General features: G+C 54.1%; 25 protein-coding genes and 1 pseudogene. 12 read left to right on the forward strand and 14 right to left on the reverse strand.

The genetic code is table 11. From position 1 onward, the window contains the following. Positions 1-45 precede the first annotated feature (45 nt). The 6 genes from rpsO (at position 46) to mtr (ending at position 7177) form a co-directional block, all read left to right on the forward strand. On the forward strand, positions 46-315 hold the full coding sequence (gene rpsO, locus FDW96_RS03650; protein ID WP_000059465.1) for a 30S ribosomal protein S15: 270 nt from the start codon (positions 46-48) through the stop codon (positions 313-315). 246 nt (positions 316-561) lie between these two features. Further along, complete coding sequence (gene pnp, locus FDW96_RS03655) at positions 562-2697, forward strand: polyribonucleotide nucleotidyltransferase (protein ID WP_005131812.1); 2136 nt, start codon at positions 562-564, stop codon at positions 2695-2697. 109 nt (positions 2698-2806) lie between these two features. Then, positions 2807-3691: a lipoprotein NlpI gene (gene nlpI / locus FDW96_RS03660; RefSeq protein WP_003024982.1), complete on the forward strand. Its 885-nt coding sequence runs from the start codon at positions 2807-2809 to the stop codon at positions 3689-3691. 106 nt (positions 3692-3797) lie between these two features. Beyond that, the gene (gene yrbN / locus FDW96_RS03665) at positions 3798-3878 is read left to right on the forward strand and encodes a protein YrbN (protein ID WP_010723222.1); all 81 of its coding nucleotides are present in this window, start codon (positions 3798-3800) and stop codon (positions 3876-3878) included. After that, a complete protein-coding gene (deaD, locus tag FDW96_RS03670; protein WP_137365222.1) occupies positions 3871-5787 on the forward strand; it encodes an ATP-dependent RNA helicase DeaD in 1917 nt (638 codons plus the stop codon). The genes yrbN and deaD overlap by 8 nt, the downstream gene beginning before the upstream one ends. A 145-nt stretch (positions 5788-5932) precedes the next feature. After that, positions 5933-7177, forward strand: a complete 1245-nt coding sequence (gene mtr / locus FDW96_RS03675) for a tryptophan permease (protein ID WP_061382515.1) — start codon at positions 5933-5935, stop codon at positions 7175-7177. Positions 7178-7264: 87 nt separating this feature from the next. Here the strand turns inward: mtr and FDW96_RS03680 are convergent, their stop codons facing one another. From FDW96_RS03680 to FDW96_RS03690, 3 genes are all read right to left on the reverse strand, one after another. Continuing rightward, complete coding sequence (locus tag FDW96_RS03680) at positions 7265-8272, reverse strand: luciferase-like monooxygenase (protein WP_137365223.1); 1008 nt, start codon at positions 8270-8272, stop codon at positions 7265-7267. A 78-nt stretch (positions 8273-8350) separates the two neighbouring features. Beyond that, positions 8351-9247, reverse strand: a complete 897-nt coding sequence (locus tag FDW96_RS03685) for a U32 family peptidase (RefSeq protein ID WP_137365224.1) — start codon at positions 9245-9247, stop codon at positions 8351-8353. Further along, positions 9238-10233, reverse strand: coding sequence for a peptidase U32 family protein (locus FDW96_RS03690; RefSeq protein WP_006687898.1), 996 nt, complete (start codon positions 10231-10233; stop codon positions 9238-9240). Before FDW96_RS03690 ends, FDW96_RS03685 begins: the two co-directional genes overlap by 10 nt. Positions 10234-10453: 220 nt before the next feature. On the opposite strand from FDW96_RS03690, the gene FDW96_RS03695 reads away from it, so the two are divergent. Then, complete coding sequence (locus FDW96_RS03695) at positions 10454-10978, forward strand: SCP2 domain-containing protein (protein ID WP_042311251.1); 525 nt, start codon at positions 10454-10456, stop codon at positions 10976-10978. Continuing rightward, the gene (locus tag FDW96_RS03700) at positions 10972-11475 is read left to right on the forward strand and encodes a GNAT family N-acetyltransferase (RefSeq protein ID WP_137365225.1); all 504 of its coding nucleotides are present in this window, start codon (positions 10972-10974) and stop codon (positions 11473-11475) included. Before FDW96_RS03695 ends, FDW96_RS03700 begins: the two co-directional genes overlap by 7 nt. On the opposite strand, the gene FDW96_RS03705 is transcribed toward FDW96_RS03700, so the two are convergent. Continuing rightward, positions 11462-11770: a GIY-YIG nuclease family protein gene (locus FDW96_RS03705; RefSeq protein WP_094301043.1), complete on the reverse strand. Its 309-nt coding sequence runs from the start codon at positions 11768-11770 to the stop codon at positions 11462-11464. The genes FDW96_RS03700 and FDW96_RS03705 overlap by 14 nt on opposite strands. Before the next feature lie 43 nt (positions 11771-11813). Between FDW96_RS03705 and FDW96_RS03710 the strand changes: the two genes are divergently transcribed. Continuing rightward, the gene (locus FDW96_RS03710) at positions 11814-12257 is read left to right on the forward strand and encodes a YhbP family protein (RefSeq protein WP_079225936.1); all 444 of its coding nucleotides are present in this window, start codon (positions 11814-11816) and stop codon (positions 12255-12257) included. Here the strand turns inward: FDW96_RS03710 and FDW96_RS03715 are convergent. Continuing rightward, positions 12237-12755 (reverse strand): type 1 glutamine amidotransferase domain-containing protein, encoded by a 519-nt coding sequence (locus FDW96_RS03715; RefSeq protein WP_038634164.1) that lies wholly within the window; start codon positions 12753-12755, stop codon positions 12237-12239. The two genes, FDW96_RS03710 and FDW96_RS03715, sit on opposite strands and share 21 nt — an antisense overlap. Positions 12756-12883: 128 nt before the next feature. On the opposite strand from FDW96_RS03715, the gene FDW96_RS03720 reads away from it, so the two are divergent. After that, on the forward strand, positions 12884-13519 hold the full coding sequence (locus tag FDW96_RS03720) for an NAD(P)H-binding protein (protein WP_137365226.1): 636 nt from the start codon (positions 12884-12886) through the stop codon (positions 13517-13519). Positions 13520-13612: 93 nt separating this feature from the next. Here FDW96_RS03720 and dolP read toward each other — a convergent pair whose 3' ends face one another. From dolP to FDW96_RS03740, 4 genes are read right to left on the reverse strand one after another with little or no spacing between them, the layout of a single operon-like run. Beyond that, positions 13613-14188, reverse strand: a complete 576-nt coding sequence (gene dolP, locus FDW96_RS03725; RefSeq protein WP_003024954.1) for a division/outer membrane stress-associated lipid-binding lipoprotein — start codon at positions 14186-14188, stop codon at positions 13613-13615. A gap of 9 nt (positions 14189-14197) precedes the next feature. Then, on the reverse strand, positions 14198-14788 hold the full coding sequence (diaA, locus tag FDW96_RS03730) for a DnaA initiator-associating protein DiaA (protein WP_003024948.1): 591 nt from the start codon (positions 14786-14788) through the stop codon (positions 14198-14200). A gap of 34 nt (positions 14789-14822) precedes the next feature. Then, positions 14823-15218 (reverse strand): YraN family protein, encoded by a 396-nt coding sequence (locus tag FDW96_RS03735; RefSeq protein WP_137365227.1) that lies wholly within the window; start codon positions 15216-15218, stop codon positions 14823-14825. Next, positions 15176-17227: a penicillin-binding protein activator gene (locus FDW96_RS03740; RefSeq protein ID WP_137365228.1), complete on the reverse strand. Its 2052-nt coding sequence runs from the start codon at positions 17225-17227 to the stop codon at positions 15176-15178. The genes FDW96_RS03735 and FDW96_RS03740 overlap by 43 nt, the downstream gene beginning before the upstream one ends. A 63-nt stretch (positions 17228-17290) precedes the next feature. Between FDW96_RS03740 and rsmI the strand changes: the two genes are divergently transcribed. Both rsmI and FDW96_RS03750 read left to right on the forward strand, forming a co-directional pair. Then, positions 17291-18154 carry a 16S rRNA (cytidine(1402)-2'-O)-methyltransferase gene (rsmI, locus tag FDW96_RS03745; protein WP_038634156.1) on the forward strand — a complete coding sequence of 288 codons (864 nt, stop codon included), beginning with the start codon at positions 17291-17293 and terminating at the stop codon, positions 18152-18154. A gap of 35 nt (positions 18155-18189) precedes the next feature. Continuing rightward, entirely contained in the window at positions 18190-18372 is a 183-nt protein-coding gene (locus FDW96_RS03750) for a hypothetical protein (RefSeq protein ID WP_137365229.1), read from the forward strand. Here FDW96_RS03750 and FDW96_RS03755 read toward each other — a convergent pair. From FDW96_RS03755 to agaF, 5 genes and pseudogenes are all read right to left on the reverse strand, one after another. Continuing rightward, positions 18296-18537 (reverse strand): annotated as a pseudogene (locus tag FDW96_RS03755) (galactosamine-6-phosphate isomerase); the annotation flags it as partial. The gene FDW96_RS03750 and the pseudogene FDW96_RS03755 overlap by 77 nt on opposite strands. A 72-nt stretch (positions 18538-18609) precedes the next feature. After that, on the reverse strand, positions 18610-19485 hold the full coding sequence (gene kbaY / locus FDW96_RS03760) for a tagatose-bisphosphate aldolase subunit KbaY (protein ID WP_042311227.1): 876 nt from the start codon (positions 19483-19485) through the stop codon (positions 18610-18612). Positions 19486-19497: 12 nt separating this feature from the next. After that, positions 19498-20652: an AgaS family sugar isomerase gene (locus FDW96_RS03765; RefSeq protein ID WP_137365230.1), complete on the reverse strand. Its 1155-nt coding sequence runs from the start codon at positions 20650-20652 to the stop codon at positions 19498-19500. 300 nt (positions 20653-20952) lie between these two features. Continuing rightward, positions 20953-22086 (reverse strand): N-acetylglucosamine-6-phosphate deacetylase, encoded by a 1134-nt coding sequence (nagA, locus tag FDW96_RS03770; protein ID WP_137365231.1) that lies wholly within the window; start codon positions 22084-22086, stop codon positions 20953-20955. Continuing rightward, positions 22083-22517 (reverse strand): PTS galactosamine/N-acetylgalactosamine transporter subunit IIA, encoded by a 435-nt coding sequence (agaF, locus tag FDW96_RS03775; RefSeq protein ID WP_042311221.1) that lies wholly within the window; start codon positions 22515-22517, stop codon positions 22083-22085. Before agaF ends, nagA begins: the two co-directional genes overlap by 4 nt. Positions 22518-22529 lie beyond the last annotated feature (12 nt).

Here is a 22529-nt window from a genome sequence, read left to right on the forward strand (position 1 = left end):
TTAGAGATCGGCATCCTTTCATTCTTAACACTTTGGAGTTTTAAAATGTCTCTAAGTACTGAAGCTACCGCTAAAATCGTTTCTGAGTTTGGTCGTGATGCAAACGACACCGGTTCTACCGATGTTCAGGTTGCTCTGTTGACTGCACAGATTAACCACCTGCAGGGCCACTTTGCAGAGCACAAAAAAGATCACCACAGCCGTCGTGGTCTGCTGCGCATGGTTTCTCAGCGTCGTAAACTGCTCGACTACCTGAAACGTAAAGATGTTGCACGCTACACCGCGCTGATCGAGCGTCTGGGTCTGCGTCGCTAATTCTTTCGAGTTTCAGAAAGAGGGGGCCTTCATGGCCCCTTTTTTCCAGCAGATGGCAGCAATTCGCTGGAAACTAATGTATTGTTGCTATGAATGATCTTCCGTTGCAGAGGTTCGCGCGGCTAATGAGAGGCTTTACTCATGCGTATGGGTTAGGGTTGTCATTAGTCGCGAGGATGCGCAGAAGATCGGGTATTAACGATGGCGCAAAAATGTGCCGTCAAAAAATAGAGAAAGGATATTATTTTGCTTAATCCGATCGTTCGTAAATTCCAGTACGGTCAGCATACCGTTACGCTGGAAACCGGCATGATGGCGCGTCAGGCGACTGCCGCTGTTATGGTTAGCATGGATGACACTGCGGTATTCGTTACCGTTGTTGGCCAGAAAAAAGCGAAACCAGGCCAGGACTTTTTCCCGCTGACCGTTAACTACCAGGAGCGTACCTACGCTGCTGGCCGTATCCCGGGTAGCTTCTTCCGTCGTGAAGGCCGTCCGAGCGAAGGCGAAACCCTGATCGCGCGTCTGATTGACCGCCCGGTTCGCCCGCTGTTCCCGGAAGGGTTCGTTAACGAAGTTCAGGTTATCGCGACCGTTGTTTCTGTTAACCCACAGGTTAACCCGGATATCGTGGCAATGATCGGCGCATCCGCTGCGCTGACGCTGTCTGGCATCCCATTCAACGGCCCGATCGGTGCTGCACGTGTTGGTTATATCAATGACCAGTACGTACTGAACCCGACTCAGGATGAACTGAAAGAAAGCAAGCTGGACCTGGTTGTTGCCGGTACCGAAGCTGCCGTACTGATGGTTGAATCCGAAGCTGAACTGCTGAGCGAAGACCAGATGCTGGGCGCTGTAGTATTCGGTCATGAACAGCAGCAGGTTGTTATTCAGGCTATCAACGAGCTGGCGAAAGAAGCTGGCAAACCGCGTTGGGACTGGCAGCCAGAAGCCGTCAACGAAGCGCTGAACGCGCGCGTTGCCGCACTGGCAGAAGCTCGTCTGAGCGATGCTTACCGTATCACTGACAAACAAGAGCGTTATGCTCAGGTTGACGTGATCAAATCTGAAACCATCGCGACTCTGGTGGCTGAAGATGAAACCCTGGACGCTAACGAACTGGGCGAAATCCTGCACGCTATCGAGAAAAACGTTGTTCGTAGCCGCGTACTGGCAGGCGAGCCGCGTATCGATGGCCGTGAAAAAGACATGATCCGTGGTCTGGACGTGCGCACCGGCGTGCTGCCGCGCACCCACGGCTCCGCGTTGTTCACCCGTGGCGAAACTCAGGCGCTGGTTACTGCGACCCTGGGCACCACCCGTGATGCGCAGAACCTCGACGAACTGATGGGCGAGCGTACTGACAACTTCCTGTTCCACTACAACTTCCCTCCGTACTGCGTAGGCGAAACCGGTATGGTCGGTTCTCCGAAGCGTCGTGAGATTGGTCATGGTCGCCTGGCGAAACGTGGCGTGCTGGCAGTGATGCCGGAACTGGATAAATTCCCGTACACCGTGCGTGTGGTTTCTGAAATCACCGAATCTAACGGTTCTTCTTCCATGGCTTCCGTATGCGGCGCTTCCCTTGCGCTGATGGACGCAGGCGTGCCGATCAAAGCCGCCGTTGCGGGTATCGCGATGGGTCTGGTGAAAGAAGGCGACAACTATGTTGTTCTGTCTGACATCCTGGGCGACGAAGACCACCTGGGCGATATGGACTTCAAAGTGGCGGGTTCCCGCGACGGTATCTCTGCACTGCAGATGGATATCAAAATTGAAGGTATCACCAAAGAGATCATGCAGGTTGCTCTGAACCAGGCTAAAGGTGCGCGTCTGCACATCCTGGGTGTGATGGAACAGGCGATTAACGCGCCGCGTGGCGATATCTCTGAATTCGCGCCACGTATCCACACCATCAAGATCAGCCCGGACAAGATTAAAGACGTTATCGGTAAAGGCGGTTCTGTTATCCGTGCCCTGACCGAAGAGACTGGCACTACTATCGAAATCGAAGATGACGGTACTGTGAAGATCGCAGCGACCGACGGCGAGAAAGCGAAATATGCTATCCGTCGTATCGAAGAGATCACCGCAGAGATCGAAGTAGGTCGTATCTACAATGGTAAAGTGACCCGTATCGTTGACTTCGGTGCCTTCGTGGCCATCGGTGGCGGTAAAGAAGGTCTGGTACACATTTCTCAGATCGCTGACAAGCGCGTTGAGAAAGTGACCGATTACCTGCAGATGGGCCAGGAAGTACCGGTTAAAGTTCTGGAAGTTGATCGCCAGGGCCGTGTACGTCTGAGCATTAAAGAAGCAACTGAGCAGTCTCAGCCTGCAGGCGAACCGGAAGCTCCGGTAAGCCAACAGGGCGAGTAAGGTTGCCATTGCCCTCCGTGAGAGCGGAGGGCCTTTAACCCGGCAGGACGCCTTGTTAGCAACCGGGGAACCTGGACGTTCATTCAATCGTTGTCTTCGGGAGTGGGAAATGAAGCCTTTTTTGCGCTGGTGTTTCGTTGCGACAGCACTCACGCTGGCTGGATGCAGTAATTCCGCCTGGCGTAAGAGTGAAGTCCTCGCAGTACCATTGCAACCGACTTTGCAGCAGGAAGTGATTCTGGCACGTATGGAACAAATTCTTGCCAGTCGGGCTTTAACCGATGACGAACGCGCACAGCTTTTATATGAGCGCGGAGTGTTGTATGATAGTCTCGGTCTGAGGGCACTTGCGCGAAATGATTTTTCACAAGCGCTGGCAATCCGACCAGATATGCCTGAAGTATTCAATTACTTAGGTATATATTTAACGCAGGCAGGCAATTTTGATGCTGCCTATGAAGCGTTTGATTCTGTACTTGAGCTTGATCCAACTTACAACTACGCGCACTTAAATCGCGGTATCGCATTGTATTACGGCGGTCGCGACAAGTTAGCGCAAGATGATCTGCTGGCGTTTTATCAAGACGATCCCAATGATCCTTTCCGCAGTCTGTGGCTTTATCTTGCCGAGCAGAAGCTCGATGAGAAGCAGGCTAAAGAAGCGTTAAAACAACGCTTCGAAAAATCGGATAAAGAGCAATGGGGATGGAACATTGTCGAGTTCTACCTGGGCAACATTAGCGAAGCAACGCTGATGGAACGCCTGAAGGCGGACGCAACGGATAACACCTCGCTCGCTGAGCATCTCAGTGAAACCAACTTCTATTTAGGTAAGTACTACCTAAGTCTGGGGGATTTGGACAACGCTACGGCATTGTTCAAACTGGCGGTGGCTAACAACGTTCATAACTTTGTTGAGCACCGATACGCATTGTTGGAATTATCGCTCCTGGGCCAGGACCAAGATGACCTGGCAGAATCGGACCAGCAATAGCTGACGTACACATCAGCCCGTAATCTTTTTTGATTGCCATCACCTTCACGGGTGAGGGCGTTGTTGTTCGTTAATACACCTACTTTGAGCCGGTTCACACTTTTCAATGAAAATTGCAGATCAATTTCATGATGAGTTATGTAGACTGGCCGCCATTAATTTTGAGGCACACGTACTACATGGCTGAATTCGAAACCACTTTTGCAGATCTGGGCCTGAAGGCTCCTATCCTTGAAGCCCTTAACGATCTGGGTTACGAAAAACCATCTCCAATCCAGGCAGAGTGCATTCCGCATCTGCTGGGCGGTCGCGATGTTCTGGGTATGGCCCAGACCGGTAGCGGCAAAACGGCAGCGTTCTCTTTACCGCTGCTCAACAATCTTGATCCTGAGCTGAAGGCACCTCAGATTCTGGTGCTGGCACCGACCCGCGAACTGGCGGTTCAGGTTGCAGAAGCCATGACGGATTTCTCTAAACACATGCGCGGCGTGAACGTGGTAGCCCTGTACGGCGGCCAGCGTTATGACGTGCAATTACGTGCCCTGCGTCAGGGACCTCAGATCGTCGTCGGTACGCCGGGCCGTCTGCTGGATCACCTGAAGCGCGGTACTCTGGACCTCTCCAAACTGAGCGGTCTGGTACTGGACGAAGCTGATGAAATGCTGCGTATGGGCTTCATCGAAGACGTTGAAACCATCATGGCGCAGATCCCGGAAGGTCATCAGACCGCTCTGTTCTCTGCCACCATGCCGGAAGCGATTCGTCGTATTACCCGCCGCTTTATGAAAGAGCCGCAGGAAGTACGTATTCAGTCCAGCGTCACTACCCGTCCTGACATCAGCCAGAGCTACTGGACTGTATGGGGCATGCGTAAAAATGAAGCGCTGGTGCGTTTCCTGGAAGCAGAAGATTTTGATGCGGCGATTATCTTCGTCCGTACCAAAAATGCGACCCTGGAAGTTGCAGAAGCGCTGGAGCGTAGCGGTTATAGCAGCGCTGCACTGAACGGCGACATGAACCAGTCTCTGCGTGAGCAGACTCTGGAGCGTCTGAAAGATGGCCGTCTGGATATTCTGATTGCAACCGACGTTGCGGCCCGTGGCCTGGACGTTGAGCGTATCAGCCTGGTCGTTAACTACGATATCCCGATGGACTCCGAATCTTACGTTCACCGTATCGGCCGTACCGGTCGTGCGGGTCGTGCTGGCCGTGCGCTGCTGTTCGTTGAGAACCGCGAGCGTCGTCTGCTGCGTAACATTGAACGCACCATGAAGCTGACCATTCCAGAAGTAGAACTGCCGAATGCAGAGCTGCTGGGCAAACGCCGTCTGGAAAAATTTGCCGCGAAAGTACAGCAGCAGCTGGAAAGCAGCGATCTGGATCAGTACCGTGCTCTGCTGGCGAAAATGCAGCCGGAAGAAGAGCTGGATATCGAAACGCTGGCAGCCGCACTGCTGAAAATGGCTCAGGACGAACGTCCGCTGATCCTGCCGCCAGATGCACCGATGCGTCCGAAACGCGAATTCCGCGACCGTGACGATCGTGGTCCGCGTGACCGCAACGATCGTGGGCCGCGTGGCGACCGTGAAGACCGTCCGCGTCGTGAACGTCGTGACGTTGGTGTTATGCAGCTGTACCGCATTGAAGTGGGTCGTGATGACGGCGTTGAAGTCCGCCATATCGTTGGCGCGATTGCTAATGAAGGTGATATCAGCAGCCGTTACATCGGTAACATCAAGCTGTTTGCTTCCCACTCCACCATCGAACTGCCGAAAGGTATGCCGGGCGACGTGCTGCAGCACTTTACCCGTACCCGCATCCTGAACAAGCCGATGAACATGCAGCTGGTTGGCGATGCAGTACCGCACACCGGTGGTGAGCGTCGTGGCGGTGGTCGCTTCAGCGGCGAGCGTCGTGAAGGCGGTCGCGGTGAAGGCCGTGGTTTTGGCGGTGAGCGTCGTGAAGGCGGTCGTGGTGATGGTCGTCGTTTCAGCGGCGAACGTCGTGAAGGTGGTCGTGGCCCGCGCCGTGACGATTCTTCAGCTCCGCGTCGTGATGACTCAGCCGGTCGTCGTCGTTTCGGCGGTGACGCATAAGCCAAACGGCTTAAAAGCGTAAAGTAAAATATACAGCCCCGATCTCAACAATCGGGGCTTTTTTTATTTCAATTGTACTCGTGTACTGGTACAGTGCAGCACATTGATATGTAGTCGCAATATAAATGACTGGAGAGACGGCTAAATGGCAACACTAACCACCACCCAAACGTCACCTTCGCTGCTTGGCGGCGTGGTGATCATCGGCGGCACCATTATTGGCGCGGGGATGTTTTCTCTGCCGGTGGTCATGTCCGGGGCGTGGTTTTTCTGGTCAATGGCGGCGCTGATCTTCACCTGGTTCTGCATGCTGCACTCCGGGCTGATGATCCTTGAAGCCAACCTCAATTACCGGATTGGTTCCAGCTTCGACACCATTACCAAAGATCTGCTGGGCAAAGGCTGGAACGTTGTTAACGGCATCTCTATTGCCTTTGTGCTCTACATTCTGACCTATGCCTATATTTCGGCGAGCGGTTCGATTCTGCACCACACCTTTGCCGAGATGTCGCTGAACGTTCCGGCGCGCGCAGCAGGTCTTGGCTTTGCGCTGCTGGTCGCGTTTGTGGTGTGGTTAAGCACCAAAGCGGTTAGCCGTATGACGGCGATTGTGCTGGGGGCAAAGGTCATTACCTTTTTCCTGACCTTCGGCAGCCTGCTGGGACACGTTCAGCCTGCCACGTTGTTTAACGTGGCGCAGAGCAATGCTTCATATACGCCGTACCTGCTGATGACGCTGCCGTTCTGTCTGGCCTCATTCGGCTATCACGGCAACGTCCCGAGCCTGATGAAGTATTACGGCAAAGATCCGAAGACCATCGTTAAGTGCCTGGTATACGGCACGCTGCTGGCGCTGGTGCTGTATACCGTATGGTTGCTGGGTACGATGGGGAATATTCCGCGTCCGGAATTTATTGGTATTGCGCAGCAGGGCGGGAATATTGACGTCCTGGTCCAGGCGCTGAGCGGTGTGCTGAACAGCCGTAGCCTGGACCTGCTGCTGGTGGTGTTCTCTAATTTTGCGGTGGCGAGTTCATTCCTCGGTGTGACGCTCGGTCTGTTCGACTATCTGGCGGATCTGTTTGGTTTTGATGACTCCGCAATGGGTCGTTTCAAAACGGCATTGCTGACGTTTGTCCCGCCAATTGTCGGTGGCCTGCTGTGGCCGAACGGTTTTCTGTACGCCATTGGTTATGCAGGTTTAGCTGCAACTATCTGGGCTGCCATTGTGCCAGCGCTGTTGGCACGTAAATCCCGCGAACGTTTCGGCAGCCCGAAATTCCGCGTCTGGGGCGGTAAACCAATGATTGCCCTGATTCTGGTCTTCGGTGTCGGCAACGCGGTTATCCATATCCTGTCGAGCGTTAACCTGCTGCCAGTGTACCAGTAGAACAATTGCCCGGTGGTGCTACGCTTACCGGGCCTACAGAGATTGCGTAGGCCCGGTAAGCGCAGCCGCCATCCGGCACAAATTGTACTACCCCAACAATTCCTGCTTCACATCCATCGCCAAATCAAATGAGTGTAGCCGCGCCTGGTGATCAAAAATCTGGCCGTTAACCATAATTTCATCAGCCTGGGTTTCACGCAAGATAGCCTCCAGCCCGTGTCGCACTTTCGCCTTATCACCGACCAGCGACATGCTAAGCGCCTGCTGCACGCCATACTGTTCAGAAGCGGACCACAGTTGATGCATATTCTCTACCGGCGGCGGTAGCTGGCCGGTTTCGCCACGACGCAGTTTCACAAACGCCTGCTGCATGGAGGTGAAAAGAAACTCGGCGTCGCGATTGCTGTCGGCGGCTATGATGTTGATGCACACCATCGCATAGGGCTTTGCCAGCCGCGCTGAGGGCTTGAACTGGCTGCGATACAGATGCAGCGCCTGATGCAGCATATCCGGAGCAAAGTGTGAGGCGAAGGCAAACGGCAAACCCAGCTGAGCCGCCAGCTGTGCGCTGAACAGGCTGGAACCTAATAACCAGACCGGGATCTGCTCGCCATAGCCTGGAACCGGGCGTACATGGGGGTTCGGGTCGCGGGCGTCGAACCAGTCCACCAGTTCTGCTACATCGCGTGGGAAGTTATCGATATCTCCACTCATATGGCGGCGCAGCGCGCGCATCGTCGGCTGATCGCTCCCTGGCGCGCGGCCAAGCCCGAGATCGATGCGTCCCGGATACAGCGTGTTCAGGGTGCCAAACTGCTCGGCGATCACCAGCGGCGAATGGTTGGGCAGCATAACGCCGCCAGACCCGAGATGCAGCGTGGTGGTATTAGCAGCCAGATAGCCAATCAGCACCGAGGTAGCGGCGCTGGCGATGCCGGTCATGTTGTGATGCTCTGCCAGCCAATAACGGTGGTAACCGCGTTTTTCGGCCAGTTGAGCGAGATCAAGCGAGTGCGTGAAGGCCTCTTTTGCCGAAGATCCTTCAGGGATCGGCGCCAGATCCAGCACCGAGAACGGAATAGTTTTGTCAGTCATAACGGCTCACTTTGTTACCGGTTAATCATTTAATACTGCATTAAAATTTGATTAACGTTGTTAACAAAGTGAGCTTTTTTACGCCTGCAGCTCCAGCCCGGCCAGACGTTTCCAGTAACCGTTGCAGTCGCTATGAGCGGCGAGCGGTAATGGGGCAGTGCCATTTTCATTGGCGCGGAAGGCATCAAGCATATCGAATGTTTCCGTGCCAGAAGGTGACAGGCGCACAATATCCACCAGACCCTGCATGGATGTCAGCTCGTTGCCGAGGTTATAAACATAGCCGCTCATGGTCTGGATCCCGTTGAGAACAAAGACCTGCTGATTCTCCTGCGACAGCACATCTCGCCCGTTCGGGTATTTTATGCAGCAGGTTTCACATTCGTCTTTTGGTCGGTCTTCGGAGCGCGCCGTAAAGCAGCGGGCAGAGTACGCCAGCGGCAGATGGCCGTAGCTCAATACCTCTACTTCAAACTTATTGCGGATAGCCAACTCTTCACATTGGTTGAGCAGATTGATCAGCCAGTCGCGAGATAATTCTACCGGCATACACCAGCGCACCATCCCTTGTTTGAGCAGTAAACGCAGCGTCACCGCGTTGTAGCAGTTGAGCGCGTGTCCGGCGACAAACGGCAGCTTACGCTCGGCGCACATGTTTACCACGCCGAGATCGCTGGCTTCCAGCAGGAAGTCGCCGTTTTCAACGTAGCGCTTTAATTCGCCCAGCTCAGATGAGGCTTGCACCAGTGCCAGCGTTGACAGCACCACCTGTTTACCGCTGCCAGCGAGCGACTTCGCCATATCGATCCAGTCGCCCACTTTGGTGGCACGGCGTTTACTGCATACCGCTTCGCCAAGATAGATAATATCGGCCTGGCTGGCGGTGGCCTGCTGATAAAAATCTTCCAGCGTTTCTTTTGGCCAGTACCACAGCACCGGCCCTAAGGAATATTTCATTGCTTCTCTCACTGCCATTTACGGTGATATGCGCCAAGCGTGGTCTGCGTGCCTTCGGACATGGAACCGAGCGTTTCCATCCATGCCGCCTGTGGTGCGTAGTTTTGCGGGTCGGCTATACAGCGATCGATCGCCTGACGCCACACTTTCGCCACCTGGCTGACATAGGCCGGGCTACGCTGGCGTCCCTCGATTTTTACCGAGGCAATATTGGCCGCCAGCAGCTCCGGCAGCAGCTCCAGCGTGTTCAGGCTGGTGGGTTCTTCCAGCGCATGATAGCGCTCGCCGTCAACCAGATAGCGGCCTTTACACAACGTCGGATAACCGGCGTTTTCTCCGTCCTGATAGCGGTCGATCAGCACTTCATTAAGGCGGGATTCCAGGCCCTGTTGGGTCTGCTGCCAGCGAACAAAACGCGCGGGAGAGCAGGCGCCAACCGTGTTAGGCGATTCGCCCGTCAGGTAGGATGAAAGATAACACCGGCCTTCCGCCATAATGCACAAACTACCAAAGGCGAACACTTCGAGTGGAACAGGCGTGACGCGAGCGAGCTGTTTCACCTGATGAATAGACAACACGCGCGGCAGCACCACGCGGGCGACATCAAAGTTGCGATGATAAAAATTAATCGCCTCTTCGTTGGTAGCAGATGCCTGAACAGAGACATGGCGCTCAATATGCGGATAGCGCTCTGCGGCATACTCAAGCATGGCAAGATCGGCAAGGATCAGCGCATCCGCACCCAGTTGCGCCGCCATATCTACGGCACGCTGCCAGCGCGCATAACCATCCGGATGCGCAAAGGTGTTAATCGCGATGTGCAGCTTACGGCGGTGTTGATGGACAAAACTCACCGCTTCCTGCAATTTTTTCTCGGTAAAATTAAGGCCGGCGAAATGACGGGCGTTGGTATCATCTTTCAGCCCGATGTAGACAGCATCAGCGCCGTTCTCGATGGCCGCCTTAAGCGCCGGGAGATTTCCGGCAGGGCAGAGCAGCTCCATAATTTATCCTGAACGTTGCGCCGTGAAAGGCGCAGAAATGTTAACGAAGAGGGATTTTAGTTAACCTTGCTGAGACAATTTTTGATTTGAGGCAGTTAAAGTCGTATTGGTGACAGCAATAAAGAGGTAACAATTTCGCATCGAATTGTTGATTTATGCCGCTATGTCGTTTATTTGATATGGCAAAATAGCAGGACTATTGAAACAGGGAGTAAAGCTCGTGTTGGATAAACTGCGTTCACGCTTAGTACATTTTGGTCCTTCTCTGATGAGTGTACCGGTTAAACTGACGCCCTTTGCGCTGAAGCGCCAGGTCCTGGAGCAGGTTCTGAGCTGGCAGTTTAGCCAGGCGCTGGCTGATGGAGAGCTGGAGTTTCTCGAAGGCCGCTGGTTAAGCATCCATGTACGTGACATTGGTCTCAAATGGTATACCTCTGTTGAGAACGATAAACTTATCGTCAGCCAAAATGCCGATGCGGATGTGAGTTTTAGCGCTGACGCCAGTGACTTACTGATGATTGCAGCACGTAAGCAGGATCCGGATACGCTTTTCTTCCAGCGTCGCCTGGTAATTGAAGGTGATACAGAATTAGGGCTGTATGTAAAAAATCTGATGGACGCCATCGAGCTGGATCAGATGCCTAAAGCGCTGCGCGTCATGCTGATGCAGTTGGCGGATTTTGTTGAGGCGGGAATGAAAACAACGCCAGACACCAAACAGACCTCGGTAGGTGAGCCATGCTGATTCGAGTTGAGATTCCCATTGATGCCCCTGGTATTGATGCGCTGTTACGCCGTTCATTTGAGAGCGATGCGGAAGCGAAATTAGTGCACGACCTGCGTGAAGATGGTTTCTTAACGCTGGGTTTGGTTGCTACCGATGATGAAGGTCAGGTAGTGGGTTACGTCGCGTTTAGTCCTGTCGATGTTCAGGGCGAAGATCTGCAATGGGTCGGCATGGCGCCGCTCGCGGTGGATAAAAACTACCGGGGGCAGGGGCTGGCGCGTCAGCTGGTCTATGAAGGACTCGATTCCCTGAACGAGTTTGGCTACGCCGCAGTGGTTACGCTGGGGGATCCAGCATTGTACAGCCGCTTTGGCTTTGAGCTGGCAGCACATCATGACCTGCGCTGCCGCTGGCCGGGCACCGAAAGCGCGTTCCAGGTTCATCGCCTGGCGGACGATGCGCTGGAGGGCGTGACGGGCCTTGTGGAATACCACGACCACTTCAATCGTTTTTAACATCCGGGGCTTGCAGGCTGCTCAGTAGAGCCTCAAGCCCTTCGCCTTCTACAAGGCGCTCTTTCTGACGCTTTGTGAGCTGTTTGACGCGATACTCGATGCGCAGAGCCAGCGAACGGTCGCCGACCTGCGCCGCAAATGCCAGGGAGAGTTCCCCCTTTCCACGCAGCGCCTTCGCGCCTTTCCCGCTCTGATGTTGCTTATATCGGCGCTCCACATCGGTGGTAATTCCGGTGTATAAGGCGTTGTCCGCGGTACGGATCAGGTACAGATACCAGGGTGTCATTGTCACCATCGACGTGATAATTTTCAGGCCTACAGTATAAAAGAGAACAGAAATGGAAACACTGACTGCGGTGACCCGCTGGCTGGCGAAGCAGCATGTCGTGACCTGGTGTGTACATCATGAGGGTGAATTGTGGTGCGCGAATGCGTTTTACCTGTTTGATGCTCAGAAGATGGCATTCTATGTGCTGACCGAAGAGAAAACGCGCCATGCTCAGATGTCCGGCCCGCGCGCGCCCGTTGCTGGCACGGTAAACGGCCAGCCCAAAACGGTCGCCCTGATTCGTGGGGTACAGTTTAAAGGGGAAATCCGCCGTCTTGAGGGAGAGGAGAGCGACGTTGCGCGTAAAGCGTATAATCGCCGCTTCCCCGTGGCCAGAATGTTGCCTGCACCCGTGTGGGAGATTCGGCTGGATGAAATCAAATTCACCGATAACACGCTGGGCTTTGGCAAAAAGATGCTCTGGCTACGTGATTCACGCCCCGAGAATACGTAATGCCTCACGGTTAAACGCCGGAAGATCGTCCGGTGTTCGGCTGGTTATCAGCTGATCGTTATCATTCACCATTTCCTGATCGTAAAATTCGGCGCCCGCATTTTTTACATCAATGATGATAGGTTTCACGGCGGTAAGTTTACGGCCACGAATGACATCCGCGCTGATCAGCAACTGTGGGCCATGGCAAATAGCAAACACCGGTTTGCCGCTGTTAACGAAATCCCGGGTAAAGGTCACGAAACGATCGTCCCCGCGCAGGTAGTCCGGCGAGTGACCGCCTGGCAGTAGCAGGGCGTCAAAATCGGCAGGGCGCACATCCTCGATCGCTTTGTCGATGGTGACGCTGGCTTCACCTTTTTTCCCCTTCACCGTTTTGCCTGCCTGTTTTTCAATGGTGATGACTTCATGCCCGGCCTGGCGGAATTCTGCTGCTGGTGATGTAAATTCTGAATCTTCAAACTCATCAGTGATTAAAACGGCAATCTTCTTGCTCATGTTTCCTCCGTTGAGTTGGTTGCGAATAAGGCAGAATTTCCATGTTGACGGATAATTACCTCACGGACTATTAAGTCTGGTCGCTAAGGCTGAGAGTGCAAGACGGACAATTCTGTAAAGGAGCGAGGATGAGTCAGGTGTTAATAACAGGCGCAACGGGGCTGGTAGGCGGAAATTTGCTGCGTATGCTGCTTAATGAACCCCGGGTCAACGCCATTACGGCGCCGACGCGTCGACCGCTGGCTGATACGGTTGGCGTTTATAATCCCCATGATCCGCAGCTAACCGATGCTCTGGCACAAGTCACCGATCCGGTCGATATCGTTTTTTGTTGTCTGGGAACCACCCGACGTGAAGCCGGCTCGAAAGAGGCGTTTATCCACGCTGACTATACGCTGGTGGTGGACACCGCCCTGACGGGACGTCGGTTAGGCGCTCAGCATATGCTGGTGGTGAGTTCGATGGGCGCGAATACGAATTCACCGTTTTTTTATAACCGGGTGAAAGGGGAAATGGAGCAGGCGTTAATCGCGCAGAAATGGCCGCGCCTGACGATTGTCCGACCTTCGATGCTACTGGGGGAACGGGATAAGCAGCGGACGAATGAGAAGTTTTTAGCGCCGTTGTTCAGGCTGCTACCGGGTAACTGGAAGTCGATTGACGCGCGGGATGTTGCACGGGCAATGTTGGCAGAAGCGCTGGCGCCAGGAGATGAGGGCGTTACCATCCTGACCTCTTCCGAGCTACGCGAAAGGGCAAAATAAAATGCCGGGTGGCGTGGACGCTTATCCGACCTACAAACGATGACGTCCTGTAGGCCGGATAAGACGCTTATGCGTCGCTATCCGGCATCGGTATTACTTAATAAACGTAAAGGCCGTAGTGACGCGTTTCACGCCGCTTACCCGGCTGGCGATATCTGCCGCCGCCTTCGCTTCACGTTCAGTAACCAGACCCAGCAGGAACACTTCCCCGTTCTCGGTGGTGACTTTCACGTTAGAGGATTTCACCTGATCGCTGGTCAGCAACTGGGAACGTACTTTGGTGGTGATCCAGGTATCGTTGGACGCATCGCCCAGGCCGATTGGCTGACCCTGACGGATCTCATTAAAGACCTCAGTGGTACCTTCTACGCCCATTGCAATCTGTTTTGCCCGCGCAGACAGTTCGCTATTCGGTGACTGACCGACCAGCAGAACCTTGCCCTGATAGGCGCTAACGTTGATACGCGCTTCTTTCTTGATCTGGGCATCTTTCGACAACGCCGTATTGACGCGTAATTCCAGGGTTCCGTCATCTACCTGAGTGCCGACACTACGCGGATCCGTCGCGGCTTTAGTCCCGACGGCTGCGGTTCCGACCACGGCGGCAGCTACACAGCCTTGCAGCAGCAGTGCAGCGATAATCACAGCAAGCGGCGAAAATGCCTTCATGTGTACTCCTTAATCATCCTGGTGAGGAAAAAGCGTGTTATCGATGAGATCGCAAAGGCAGTTGACCGTCAGCATATGCATTTCCTGAACGCGGGCACTGTGGTGTGAGGGAATGCGGATTTCAACATCCTGCGGCCCCAGCAATCCGGCCAGCTCCCCTCCGTCATACCCGGTCAGCGCGACGATTGTCATGTCGCGTGTCACTGCGGCTTCAACAGCTTTTACGATATCGCGGCTATTACCACGCGTAGAGATTGCCAGCAGAACATCACCTGCATGTCCCAGCGCACGGACTTGTTTTGCATAAACTTCGTCGTGCAGGCGATCGTTGGCAATCGCAGTTAAGACCACATTATCAGTATTTAGTGCAATAGCAGGTAAACTTGGTCGTTCCGTTTCAAAACGATTGATCATGCTGGCAGCAAAATGCTGTGCGTTGGCAGCGGACGTCCCATTACCACAACAGAGAATTTTGTTGCCATTGAGCAGGGACTGAACCAGCGTCATGGCTGCACGGGAGATCGCATCCGGGAGCGCTTCAGCCGCAGCTATCTGAGTTTGAATGCTTTCTGTAAAGCAGACTTTAATTCTATCTAACACGCTAATCCTTAAGAACCAGGCTCTGAATCTTCAACTATGAGCGGTCGTTGAACGCGTCTTTAAACCACTCAACATCATTTCCGGTGAAGGCTAACACATCGAACCGGCAATCCACAGTATCAAAACTCCCATTGTGGCGCGCAAGCCACAAGCGGGCGGTCTGTAATAATTTGTGTTGTTTGCTCCGGGTCACACTCACCGCCGCACCGCCAAACTGGGCTGAACGCCGATAGCGAACTTCAACAAATACGGTGGTGTTGCCTTCACGCATTATCAGGTCGATTTCGCCGCCACGTTCACGCACGTTGGCGGCGATGAAATGCAGTCCTTTGCTCTGCAGCCAGTCACGCGCGGTGGATTCCCACGCGTCACCGGTCTGTTTACTCGTTAACTGGCGGGGACGACTTGTCCTTGCTGGTATTTGAGCCATGATAACTTCCTGTTAATCACACAATCCTGATTTGCGGTTAATGCGCCAGTGTTGCCGTTAATTTCGAAGCCCTGCACCTGACGCATTTGCGAGAAGTGGTTGGCAAGCGACCAGGCATCGACACCCATTGCGTACATACGCGCCAGCGAGTAGTCGTTACGCACCGCGCCAAGCGCCTGCTGCATGAGAGGCGTGTTAGCGCCTGCCAGCATTGGGATTTCGCTGTACTGCAAGCCTTCCATTTCCAGACGGAAGTCCGGGCCAGCGGTTCCCTGAGCGCTACGGGAGCTGGCATACAGCGATGCTCCGCTCTGGCTGCCGTTACGCATGGCGATCATCGGTTTAATAAAGGCGATTTCTTCCGGCGTCGCCAGAATATACACGGCGTCAACACGACCACTGCCGCCGGTGATTTGTGCATCTGTAGGCGCTGCCGGAATCGTCAGACCGCCAATCGTCACGCCAGGCTGCGCAGGTACAGAAGAGGCTACCGGGCTGCCCGTCAGGGAAATCCCCGATCCGCCGTTGACGCCCATTTTCAGCTCAGCAGTGGAGCCGAACTTCTGCTGCAGCACTACGCCGCCACCCAGCTTTTGCCACTCCTGCGCAAAAGCATTAGCCACGCGATCGCCTAACGAACTGCGTGGGAGCAACAGCAGCGGCGTTTGTTTACCTTGATCACGGATGTGGCGTGCGGCATCGCGCGCTTCATCTTCTGGCGACAGGGCAAAGTAGCAGACGTTCGGCAGGTTTTTCACCGCCTCCGGCTGGTTAAGCGCCAGGACGTTCAATGGCGTGTTGCTTTTCATCAGCTCTTCAACATTATTCTTCAACAGCGGGCCAACCACGATGCTGGCGCCATCCTGCTGTACCTGGGTCAGGATCTGATTCAGCGGCTGCGACGAGGTGTCGTAGATTTTCAGCTCAGCGGACGGATTTGCCGGCGCGCTGGCGGTTGTTGGTTGTGCAGGCGCTGTAGGCTGTGGGGCTGTCGTTTCTGGCTGTGCAGGATCCTCATTGGTCAGATCGCTTACTGACGCCTGAGAAGGGCTGGCAACACCGTCTGTCGTTTGCGGTTGTTCCGTAGTCGCAGCAGCAGAGGCATCCGCAGCAGGCGCGGCGGCAACAGGAGCTGCTACCGGTTGAGTGCCCATGTTTTTCGCGGCTTCAAAGCCTTGCTGAATAGTACGACCAAATACAGCGGCCTGACCGTTCAGCGGCAGCAGCAGGGCAATTTTGCTGGTGGAAGCTGGCTTAAAGCTCTGCACGTTAACCAACTGCGTTGGCAGCAGTTTTGCCCCCGGGTTTTGTGGGTAACGTTTTTGCCAGTCGGCAATACCGGCTTTCATCATGTCCGGGTCGTTACGGTTATCGAACCAGACGCGCTGGAGGTCCAGCCAGCCTTGCAGTACGTTTTCATCAGCATTGATGACCAGCGTCTGAGCTTGTTCCTGGGTCATGGACGACAGCGCTTGCCAGGTTGCATCTATGTTTTTCTGCTTAGCGTTCGCGGCCAGCAGTGGTTCCTGTGCGATCAGGGCGCGCAGCAGAGTCAGCGACGGGCGGCCCTGATTGGCGTCGATTTGCGCCTGCCAGTAACGCGCCTGCTGGTTTTGGTCGAAATCGGCGGGCGTGAGTTTATCCAGCAGGGCCTGTGCTCCCGCGACATCTTTCTGCGCGAGTTTGATCTCGACGGCCAGCAGTGACTGCTCACGACGCTGGGCATCGTTTAGCTTCTGCGGTAACTGGTTGAACAATTCGATAGCCTGCTGGCTCTTGCCTTCTTTCAGCAGTGCACGAATGGCGAGTAATTGCCAGTTGGTCTTGCTATCATCTGAGCTTTGCTGCATCTGTTGCAGATAAAAGCCGGAATCAGCCTGCGCAGTGCCCTGCATATGGGCTGCACTCTGGTCTGGCGCCTGGGTGCCACAGCCTGCGAAAATCAATGCTGCCAGAATGACTGGTAGCGCGCGCGCGGCTTTCAAACGAGAAAATGTTGAGGGTACCATACTGTATCCAGTGATATTTTTTTACGCAATGCTCAATATTAAATCGGCAATACGGACGACACAATGAAACAACACGAATCGGCGGATAATTCTCAAGGCCAACTCTTTATTGTACCTACTCCTATCGGAAATTTGGCTGATATTACCCAACGAGCGCTCGAAGTTTTACAAGCCGTTGATTTAATTGCCGCTGAAGACACCCGTCATACCGGATTATTGTTACAACACTTCGCGATTAACGCCCGTTTGTTTGCCTTACACGATCACAATGAGCAACAAAAAGCCGAGACGCTGGTGGCAAAGCTTAAAGAGGGGCAAAACATCGCGTTGGTTTCCGATGCCGGAACGCCGCTGATTAACGACCCGGGCTACCATCTGGTGCGCACCTGTCGCGAAGCAGGCATCCGCGTGGTACCGCTGCCTGGCCCGTGCGCGGCGATTGCCGCGCTGAGTGCTGCTGGTCTGCCATCTGACCGTTTTTGTTACGAAGGCTTCCTGCCTGCGAAATCAAAAGGCCGCCGCGATGCGATGAAAGCCATTGAGGCAGAACCGCGTACGCTTATTTTTTATGAATCCACCCACCGTTTACTGGATAGCCTGGAAGATATGGTCGCCGTCTGGGGAGAATCCCGTTATGTGGTGCTGGCGCGCGAACTGACCAAAACCTGGGAAACCATTCACGGCGCGCCGGTCGGCGAACTGCTGGCGTGGGTCAAGGAAGATGAAAACCGTCGTAAGGGCGAAATGGTGCTGATTGTCGAAGGGCATAAAGCGCAAGAAGATGACCTCCCGGCTGATGCGCTGCGTACGCTGGCGTTGTTACAAAAAGAGCTGCCGCTGAAGAAAGCGGCGGCGCTGGCAGCGGAAATCCACGGCGTGAAAAAGAATGCGCTGTATAAGTACGCGCTGGACCAGCAGGGGGAGTAAAAAGACTGAGATTAAACGTCTGCTTGTCGGAAGAAATGTCGGAAGAAATGTCGGAAGAACCCGCTGAAAGCGTTGCAGCTAAAAGGCAAACTGCAACGCGGTGGCGCGACAAAAAGGAGGATGTGGCGCTTGCTGTAAATTTTATTTATCAGGGTATTGTGAGCCGTCAATCAGGCAACTCACATTGCGGTGCAGCCATAAAAATGAAGCAGGCATAGTCGTTGTAACGGTGGCGGCCAGGTATTTTTCTACCGCGTCGTGCTTCCCTTCGCCTGCTATCAGCAGCAAGATCTCTTTAGCATTCAGGATGTCCTTCAACCCTGGCGTATACCGCGTATAACACGCTGAGCAGCCGTTTTTGACATGTCATGATGGTGTGTTTCCCCCCTTATTATTCGAAAGATGAGCGCTACCTGACATCACGCAGATAGCACTCGCGCAGAATATAATAATGGTCACGATAATTCGCAGGTAGCCATCAATTTGTTTGCTGAACCACAGACGTTAATTTTACTCCGCACCACTTCTTTCATTGCATCCATACCGACCCGCATGTAATAGCGAGGATCGTTGCCCTGCGGATTTTCTGCAAACCATGCTTTGACCGCGTCGGCAAAGGCGATTTTCAGTTCGGTGGCCACGTTAACTTTGCATATTCCCAGCTCGATTGTGCGGCGGACGTAGTCGTCAGGAACATCGCTTGCACCATGCAGCACCAGCGGAATATCCACCACTTCACGAATTTCCCCTAAACGCTGGAAATCGATTTTGGGTGTTTTAGTGTACAAACCGTGTGCTGTGCCGATGGCAACAGCCAGGCTGTCGACGCCGGTACGTTCGACAAACCGTTTCGCTTCCTGCGGGTCGGTCAGGAAGGCGCTTTCGGCATCCACGCTCATATCATCTTCAACGCCGCCGAGGCGGCCCAGCTCAGCTTCCACGCTGCAATCTTTGGCATGGCAAAAGTCCACAACGGATTTCACCAGTTTCACATTTTCTTCAAACGGAAAGTGGCTGCCATCAATCATGGCGCTGCGCACCCCGGCATTTACCTTGCGACGGATATCGTCCAGTGATTCATGGTGATCGAGGTGCAGCGCAAGCGGTATACCGTAGCTGGTGGAATAAGCGCTGCACAGCGCGTAGATCTCTTCCAGCGCGATATGTTTAAACGTACCCGGCGTTCCGGCAAGGATCACCGGCGATTGCATTTCATAGCACACTTCCAGGATCGCCTGGATCGTTTCGGCGTTATGGATGTTAAAGGCCGGTACGGCATAGCCTTTTTTTTGCGCATCCTGCAGGAGGTATTTTGTAGAAATAATGCTCATAAAACGATCCTTTTAGGCGTTCCAGGGATGAATAACAACGCCCTGTACGACGCGGTTCACGGTACCGCTGGCAGAAGGCGTATCTGGCGTATTACCGATACTGATTGACTGTGTCAGGGCGAAGACCTGCGCATACATCAGGAAGCAGAACGCAAGTTCCATATCAATGAAGCTGCGGGCAGGCGGCAGCAGGATATGCGGGCCGGCTTCAATCACGTCATCGGTTTGTGCGGCAATCGCGACTACCCGCAGCGCCTGCCGATCGCGGCGTAACTCAGCTAACAGATCAAGATCGTATTGGCGTGTATAGGGGTGGCTGGAAACAAAGACCACTACCAGCGTTTCGTTATCAACCAGCGATTTTGGCCCATGACGAAAACCGGTCGGCGAGTCATAGAATGCCGCCAGTTTACCCGCTGTCAGTTCCAGGACTTTCAGTGCCGATTCACGCGCGGCTCCCTGTAACCCACCGCTACCGAGGTAGACGATCCGTTTCCATGGCGCGTTGCCGAACACGCCGTCGCTGAAATCACCCAGTGAAGTCAGGATCGTCTGGCAACGATCGGCCACGTCGCGGAAGGTCTGGCTGTTGATTTTTTGCGGGGCGAATACCGCCAGGCAACTGGCCATCATGGTAGTAATACTGCTGGTCATGGCGAAGCCACGGTCGTGCGTTTCAGCAGGCATTAACAGTGCAAAGGCATTGTCGCTTGCGACGGCGTTTTGATACAGGCTACCTGCTTCGTTACACGTAATTGGCAGGTGATAGCACTCAGGTACAAACTGATTAGCCAGTTCCACAGCCGCAACGCTTTCGGGGCTGTTACCTGAGCGCGCGAAAGAAACCAGCAGCAACGGATGTGCTGGATTCAGATAATCCATCGGATTGGTGACCAGATCGGTGGTCGGCACGGCGCTGATGTTTTTTCCGGTTTGGCTTGCCAGCCACGGAGCAATAATGTCGCCGATAAATGCGGAAGTACCCGCCCCGGTCAGTACGATCCGCAGATCGTTTTTGCGCAACAATGGCGCGAGAAAGCTATCAATGGCGGATCGAATATTATCGATATTAGCGAGAGAGCGGATCCAACTAGCGGGTTGCTGACGGATCTCTTCTTCTGTCCAGGTGCCCGTCGACGCGTGAGCAGGGGTGTAGGTTTCTGGCATAACTTAAGTCCTTAGTCTCGTAAATTCCACATAAGACGCTGGCAAAATGTCGCTATCTTTCGTTTCGTTTCACTTGTTCATATGATCGATTGATTAAAATCTATATGAAAGAAAGTGAAAGAGCAATGATGCAAAATGAAATAAAACGAAATTTGTGATCGTGAGAACGGAGGCTGTAATTATCTTGTTGATATTTAAATAATCGCTTGCAGATAGTGCGGATCAAAATTTTATAAGCGAAAGGAAAAGAAAGGACCGGCGATCAAAGACCGCAGGCCAATACGAGACAAAATGAAAGGTCTAAAGGGGGAGAGCCTGACCCTGAATCCAGATCTGCTGCAAATGCAGGCCGCTATTGAGGGCGATAATGTCGGCATATTTGCCCACCGCTAACGATCCGCGTTGGCGATCGATTCCCAACAGGCGAGCGGGATGGAGCGAAGCCATGTGGATCGCCTCTTCAGCGGTGATCCCGGTGAACTCGACCATATTACGTACGGCTGCATCAACCGAGAGCGTGCTGCCCGCCAGGCCACCGGAAGCGGTACGCACAATACCGCTGCGCATTTCCACTTCCTCACCGCAGAGTGTATAGCGCCCGTCCGGCATACCAGCTGCCTGCATCGCATCGGTGATCAGCACCAGTCTGTCTTTCGCGCAACAGCAGCACAGCTTCATGGCCGCCGGGTGGACATGGTGTCCGTCAGCGATAAGCTCCAGCCAGGCGCGAGAGTCGGTTAACCCTGCACCAACCATTCCGGGCTCCCGGTGGTGTAAACCGGTCATACCGTTATAGCAGTGAACCAGTCCATCAGCCCCGACATCAAAGGCGGCGCGGGTTTGCTCCCAGGTGGCTGCGCTGTGGCCCAGCATCACCCGTACGTTGCGCTGCTTCAGATGTTTGATAGCCTGCAATGCGCCGGTTTTTTCTGGCGCCAGCGCAACGACGCGCAATGTTTGTTGGGAAATCGCAATCAGTTCATCCAGTTCCCTGAGCTCCAGTTCCCTGAAGAGCTCAGGCGGATGCGCCCCTTTGTTCTGAGGCGTAAAGTACGGACCTTCAAGATAACTACCCAGTACCTGCGCGCCAGGCCCGCCGGAATGGTAGCGATGGGCAATACGTTTCAACGCCCGGTGAATATCTGGTAATGGGGCGGTGACGGTGGTGGGTAGCCAACTGGCTACCCCTTCACGCGCTTTGTGTATTGCCAGCTTATCGAGCTTATCCGGCGCATCATCCATGACATCGACACCTGCGCCTCCGTGCACATGGGTATCGATATATGCAGGGCACAACAGCTCAGCATCGCGCACCATCACGCCTGAGACGATAGGCTCAATGGCTGTAATGGTGCCATCCTCAATACGCACCTGATGATCGTCCAGCCAGCCTTGTTCCGTGAGCAGACGCTTGGCGCGTAGCACCTGTGTCATATCCCTTCCTCGACGGGTTTTTCCTCGCGGCAGCGTCCCAGCTCGTCGACCAGGCTGGTCAAACCCCGATGTCCGCATTCCAGCGCCTGCAAACGAAATGCTTCGCTGCTCAGGTCGTCGCGCTCCAGTACCATTTCCAGCAGCAGTTGCAGATTGGTGCCAGTGATCACTTCAGTACCTTGCCTTTGCATGGCTAGCGTGGAAGCGACGCGAAATGGCGTCCCGCCCAACAGGTCTGTCAGAAACACGATGTCTTGCTGAGCATCCAGCTCACTCACTGCCTGTTCTAGTTGCGAGGTGAGTAAGGCTGTTGTTGAGGTTTCCGGAAAGTCGATGGCGATGAACTGAGTCTGTTCACCTAAAATCTGTTTCATCGCTTTTTCCATTCCGCTGGCAAACCCGCCATGACCCGTCAAAATAATACCTAACATCTACAACCCCTT

It is taken from the genome of Citrobacter sp. TBCS-15 (assembly GCF_005280815.1).
Classification (GTDB): Bacteria; Pseudomonadota; Gammaproteobacteria; order Enterobacterales; family Enterobacteriaceae; genus Citrobacter; species Citrobacter werkmanii.

Excerpts from the sequence above, each read along its gene's own strand:
- FDW96_RS03765 (WP_137365230.1), bottom strand. The coding sequence starts at position 20,652 with ATGCCAGAAACCTACACCCCTGCTCACGCGTCGACGGGCACCTGGACA.
- rsmI (WP_038634156.1), top strand. The coding sequence starts at position 17,291 with ATGAAACAACACGAATCGGCGGATAATTCTCAAGGCCAACTCTTTATT.
- FDW96_RS03740 (WP_137365228.1), bottom strand. The coding sequence starts at position 17,227 with ATGGTACCCTCAACATTTTCTCGTTTGAAAGCCGCGCGCGCGCTACCA.
- kbaY (WP_042311227.1), bottom strand. The coding sequence starts at position 19,485 with ATGAGCATTATTTCTACAAAATACCTCCTGCAGGATGCGCAAAAAAAA.
- agaF (WP_042311221.1), bottom strand. The coding sequence starts at position 22,517 with ATGTTAGGTATTATTTTGACGGGTCATGGCGGGTTTGCCAGCGGAATG.
- yrbN (WP_010723222.1), top strand. The coding sequence starts at position 3,798 with ATGAAAATTGCAGATCAATTTCATGATGAGTTATGTAGACTGGCCGCC.
- FDW96_RS03685 (WP_137365224.1), bottom strand. The coding sequence starts at position 9,247 with ATGGCAGTGAGAGAAGCAATGAAATATTCCTTAGGGCCGGTGCTGTGG.
- mtr (WP_061382515.1), top strand. The coding sequence starts at position 5,933 with ATGGCAACACTAACCACCACCCAAACGTCACCTTCGCTGCTTGGCGGC.
- FDW96_RS03715 (WP_038634164.1), bottom strand. The coding sequence starts at position 12,755 with ATGAGCAAGAAGATTGCCGTTTTAATCACTGATGAGTTTGAAGATTCA.
- FDW96_RS03700 (WP_137365225.1), top strand. The coding sequence starts at position 10,972 with ATGCTGATTCGAGTTGAGATTCCCATTGATGCCCCTGGTATTGATGCG.
- FDW96_RS03680 (WP_137365223.1), bottom strand. The coding sequence starts at position 8,272 with ATGACTGACAAAACTATTCCGTTCTCGGTGCTGGATCTGGCGCCGATC.
- nlpI (WP_003024982.1), top strand. The coding sequence starts at position 2,807 with ATGAAGCCTTTTTTGCGCTGGTGTTTCGTTGCGACAGCACTCACGCTG.
- FDW96_RS03690 (WP_006687898.1), bottom strand. The coding sequence starts at position 10,233 with ATGGAGCTGCTCTGCCCTGCCGGAAATCTCCCGGCGCTTAAGGCGGCC.
- dolP (WP_003024954.1), bottom strand. The coding sequence starts at position 14,188 with ATGAAGGCATTTTCGCCGCTTGCTGTGATTATCGCTGCACTGCTGCTG.
- FDW96_RS03710 (WP_079225936.1), top strand. The coding sequence starts at position 11,814 with ATGGAAACACTGACTGCGGTGACCCGCTGGCTGGCGAAGCAGCATGTC.
- FDW96_RS03720 (WP_137365226.1), top strand. The coding sequence starts at position 12,884 with ATGAGTCAGGTGTTAATAACAGGCGCAACGGGGCTGGTAGGCGGAAAT.
- nagA (WP_137365231.1), bottom strand. The coding sequence starts at position 22,086 with ATGACACAGGTGCTACGCGCCAAGCGTCTGCTCACGGAACAAGGCTGG.
- deaD (WP_137365222.1), top strand. The coding sequence starts at position 3,871 with ATGGCTGAATTCGAAACCACTTTTGCAGATCTGGGCCTGAAGGCTCCT.
- FDW96_RS03735 (WP_137365227.1), bottom strand. The coding sequence starts at position 15,218 with ATGGCTCAAATACCAGCAAGGACAAGTCGTCCCCGCCAGTTAACGAGT.
- FDW96_RS03705 (WP_094301043.1), bottom strand. The coding sequence starts at position 11,770 with ATGGTGACAATGACACCCTGGTATCTGTACCTGATCCGTACCGCGGAC.
- rpsO (WP_000059465.1), top strand. The coding sequence starts at position 46 with ATGTCTCTAAGTACTGAAGCTACCGCTAAAATCGTTTCTGAGTTTGGT.
- FDW96_RS03750 (WP_137365229.1), top strand. The coding sequence starts at position 18,190 with ATGTCGGAAGAAATGTCGGAAGAACCCGCTGAAAGCGTTGCAGCTAAA.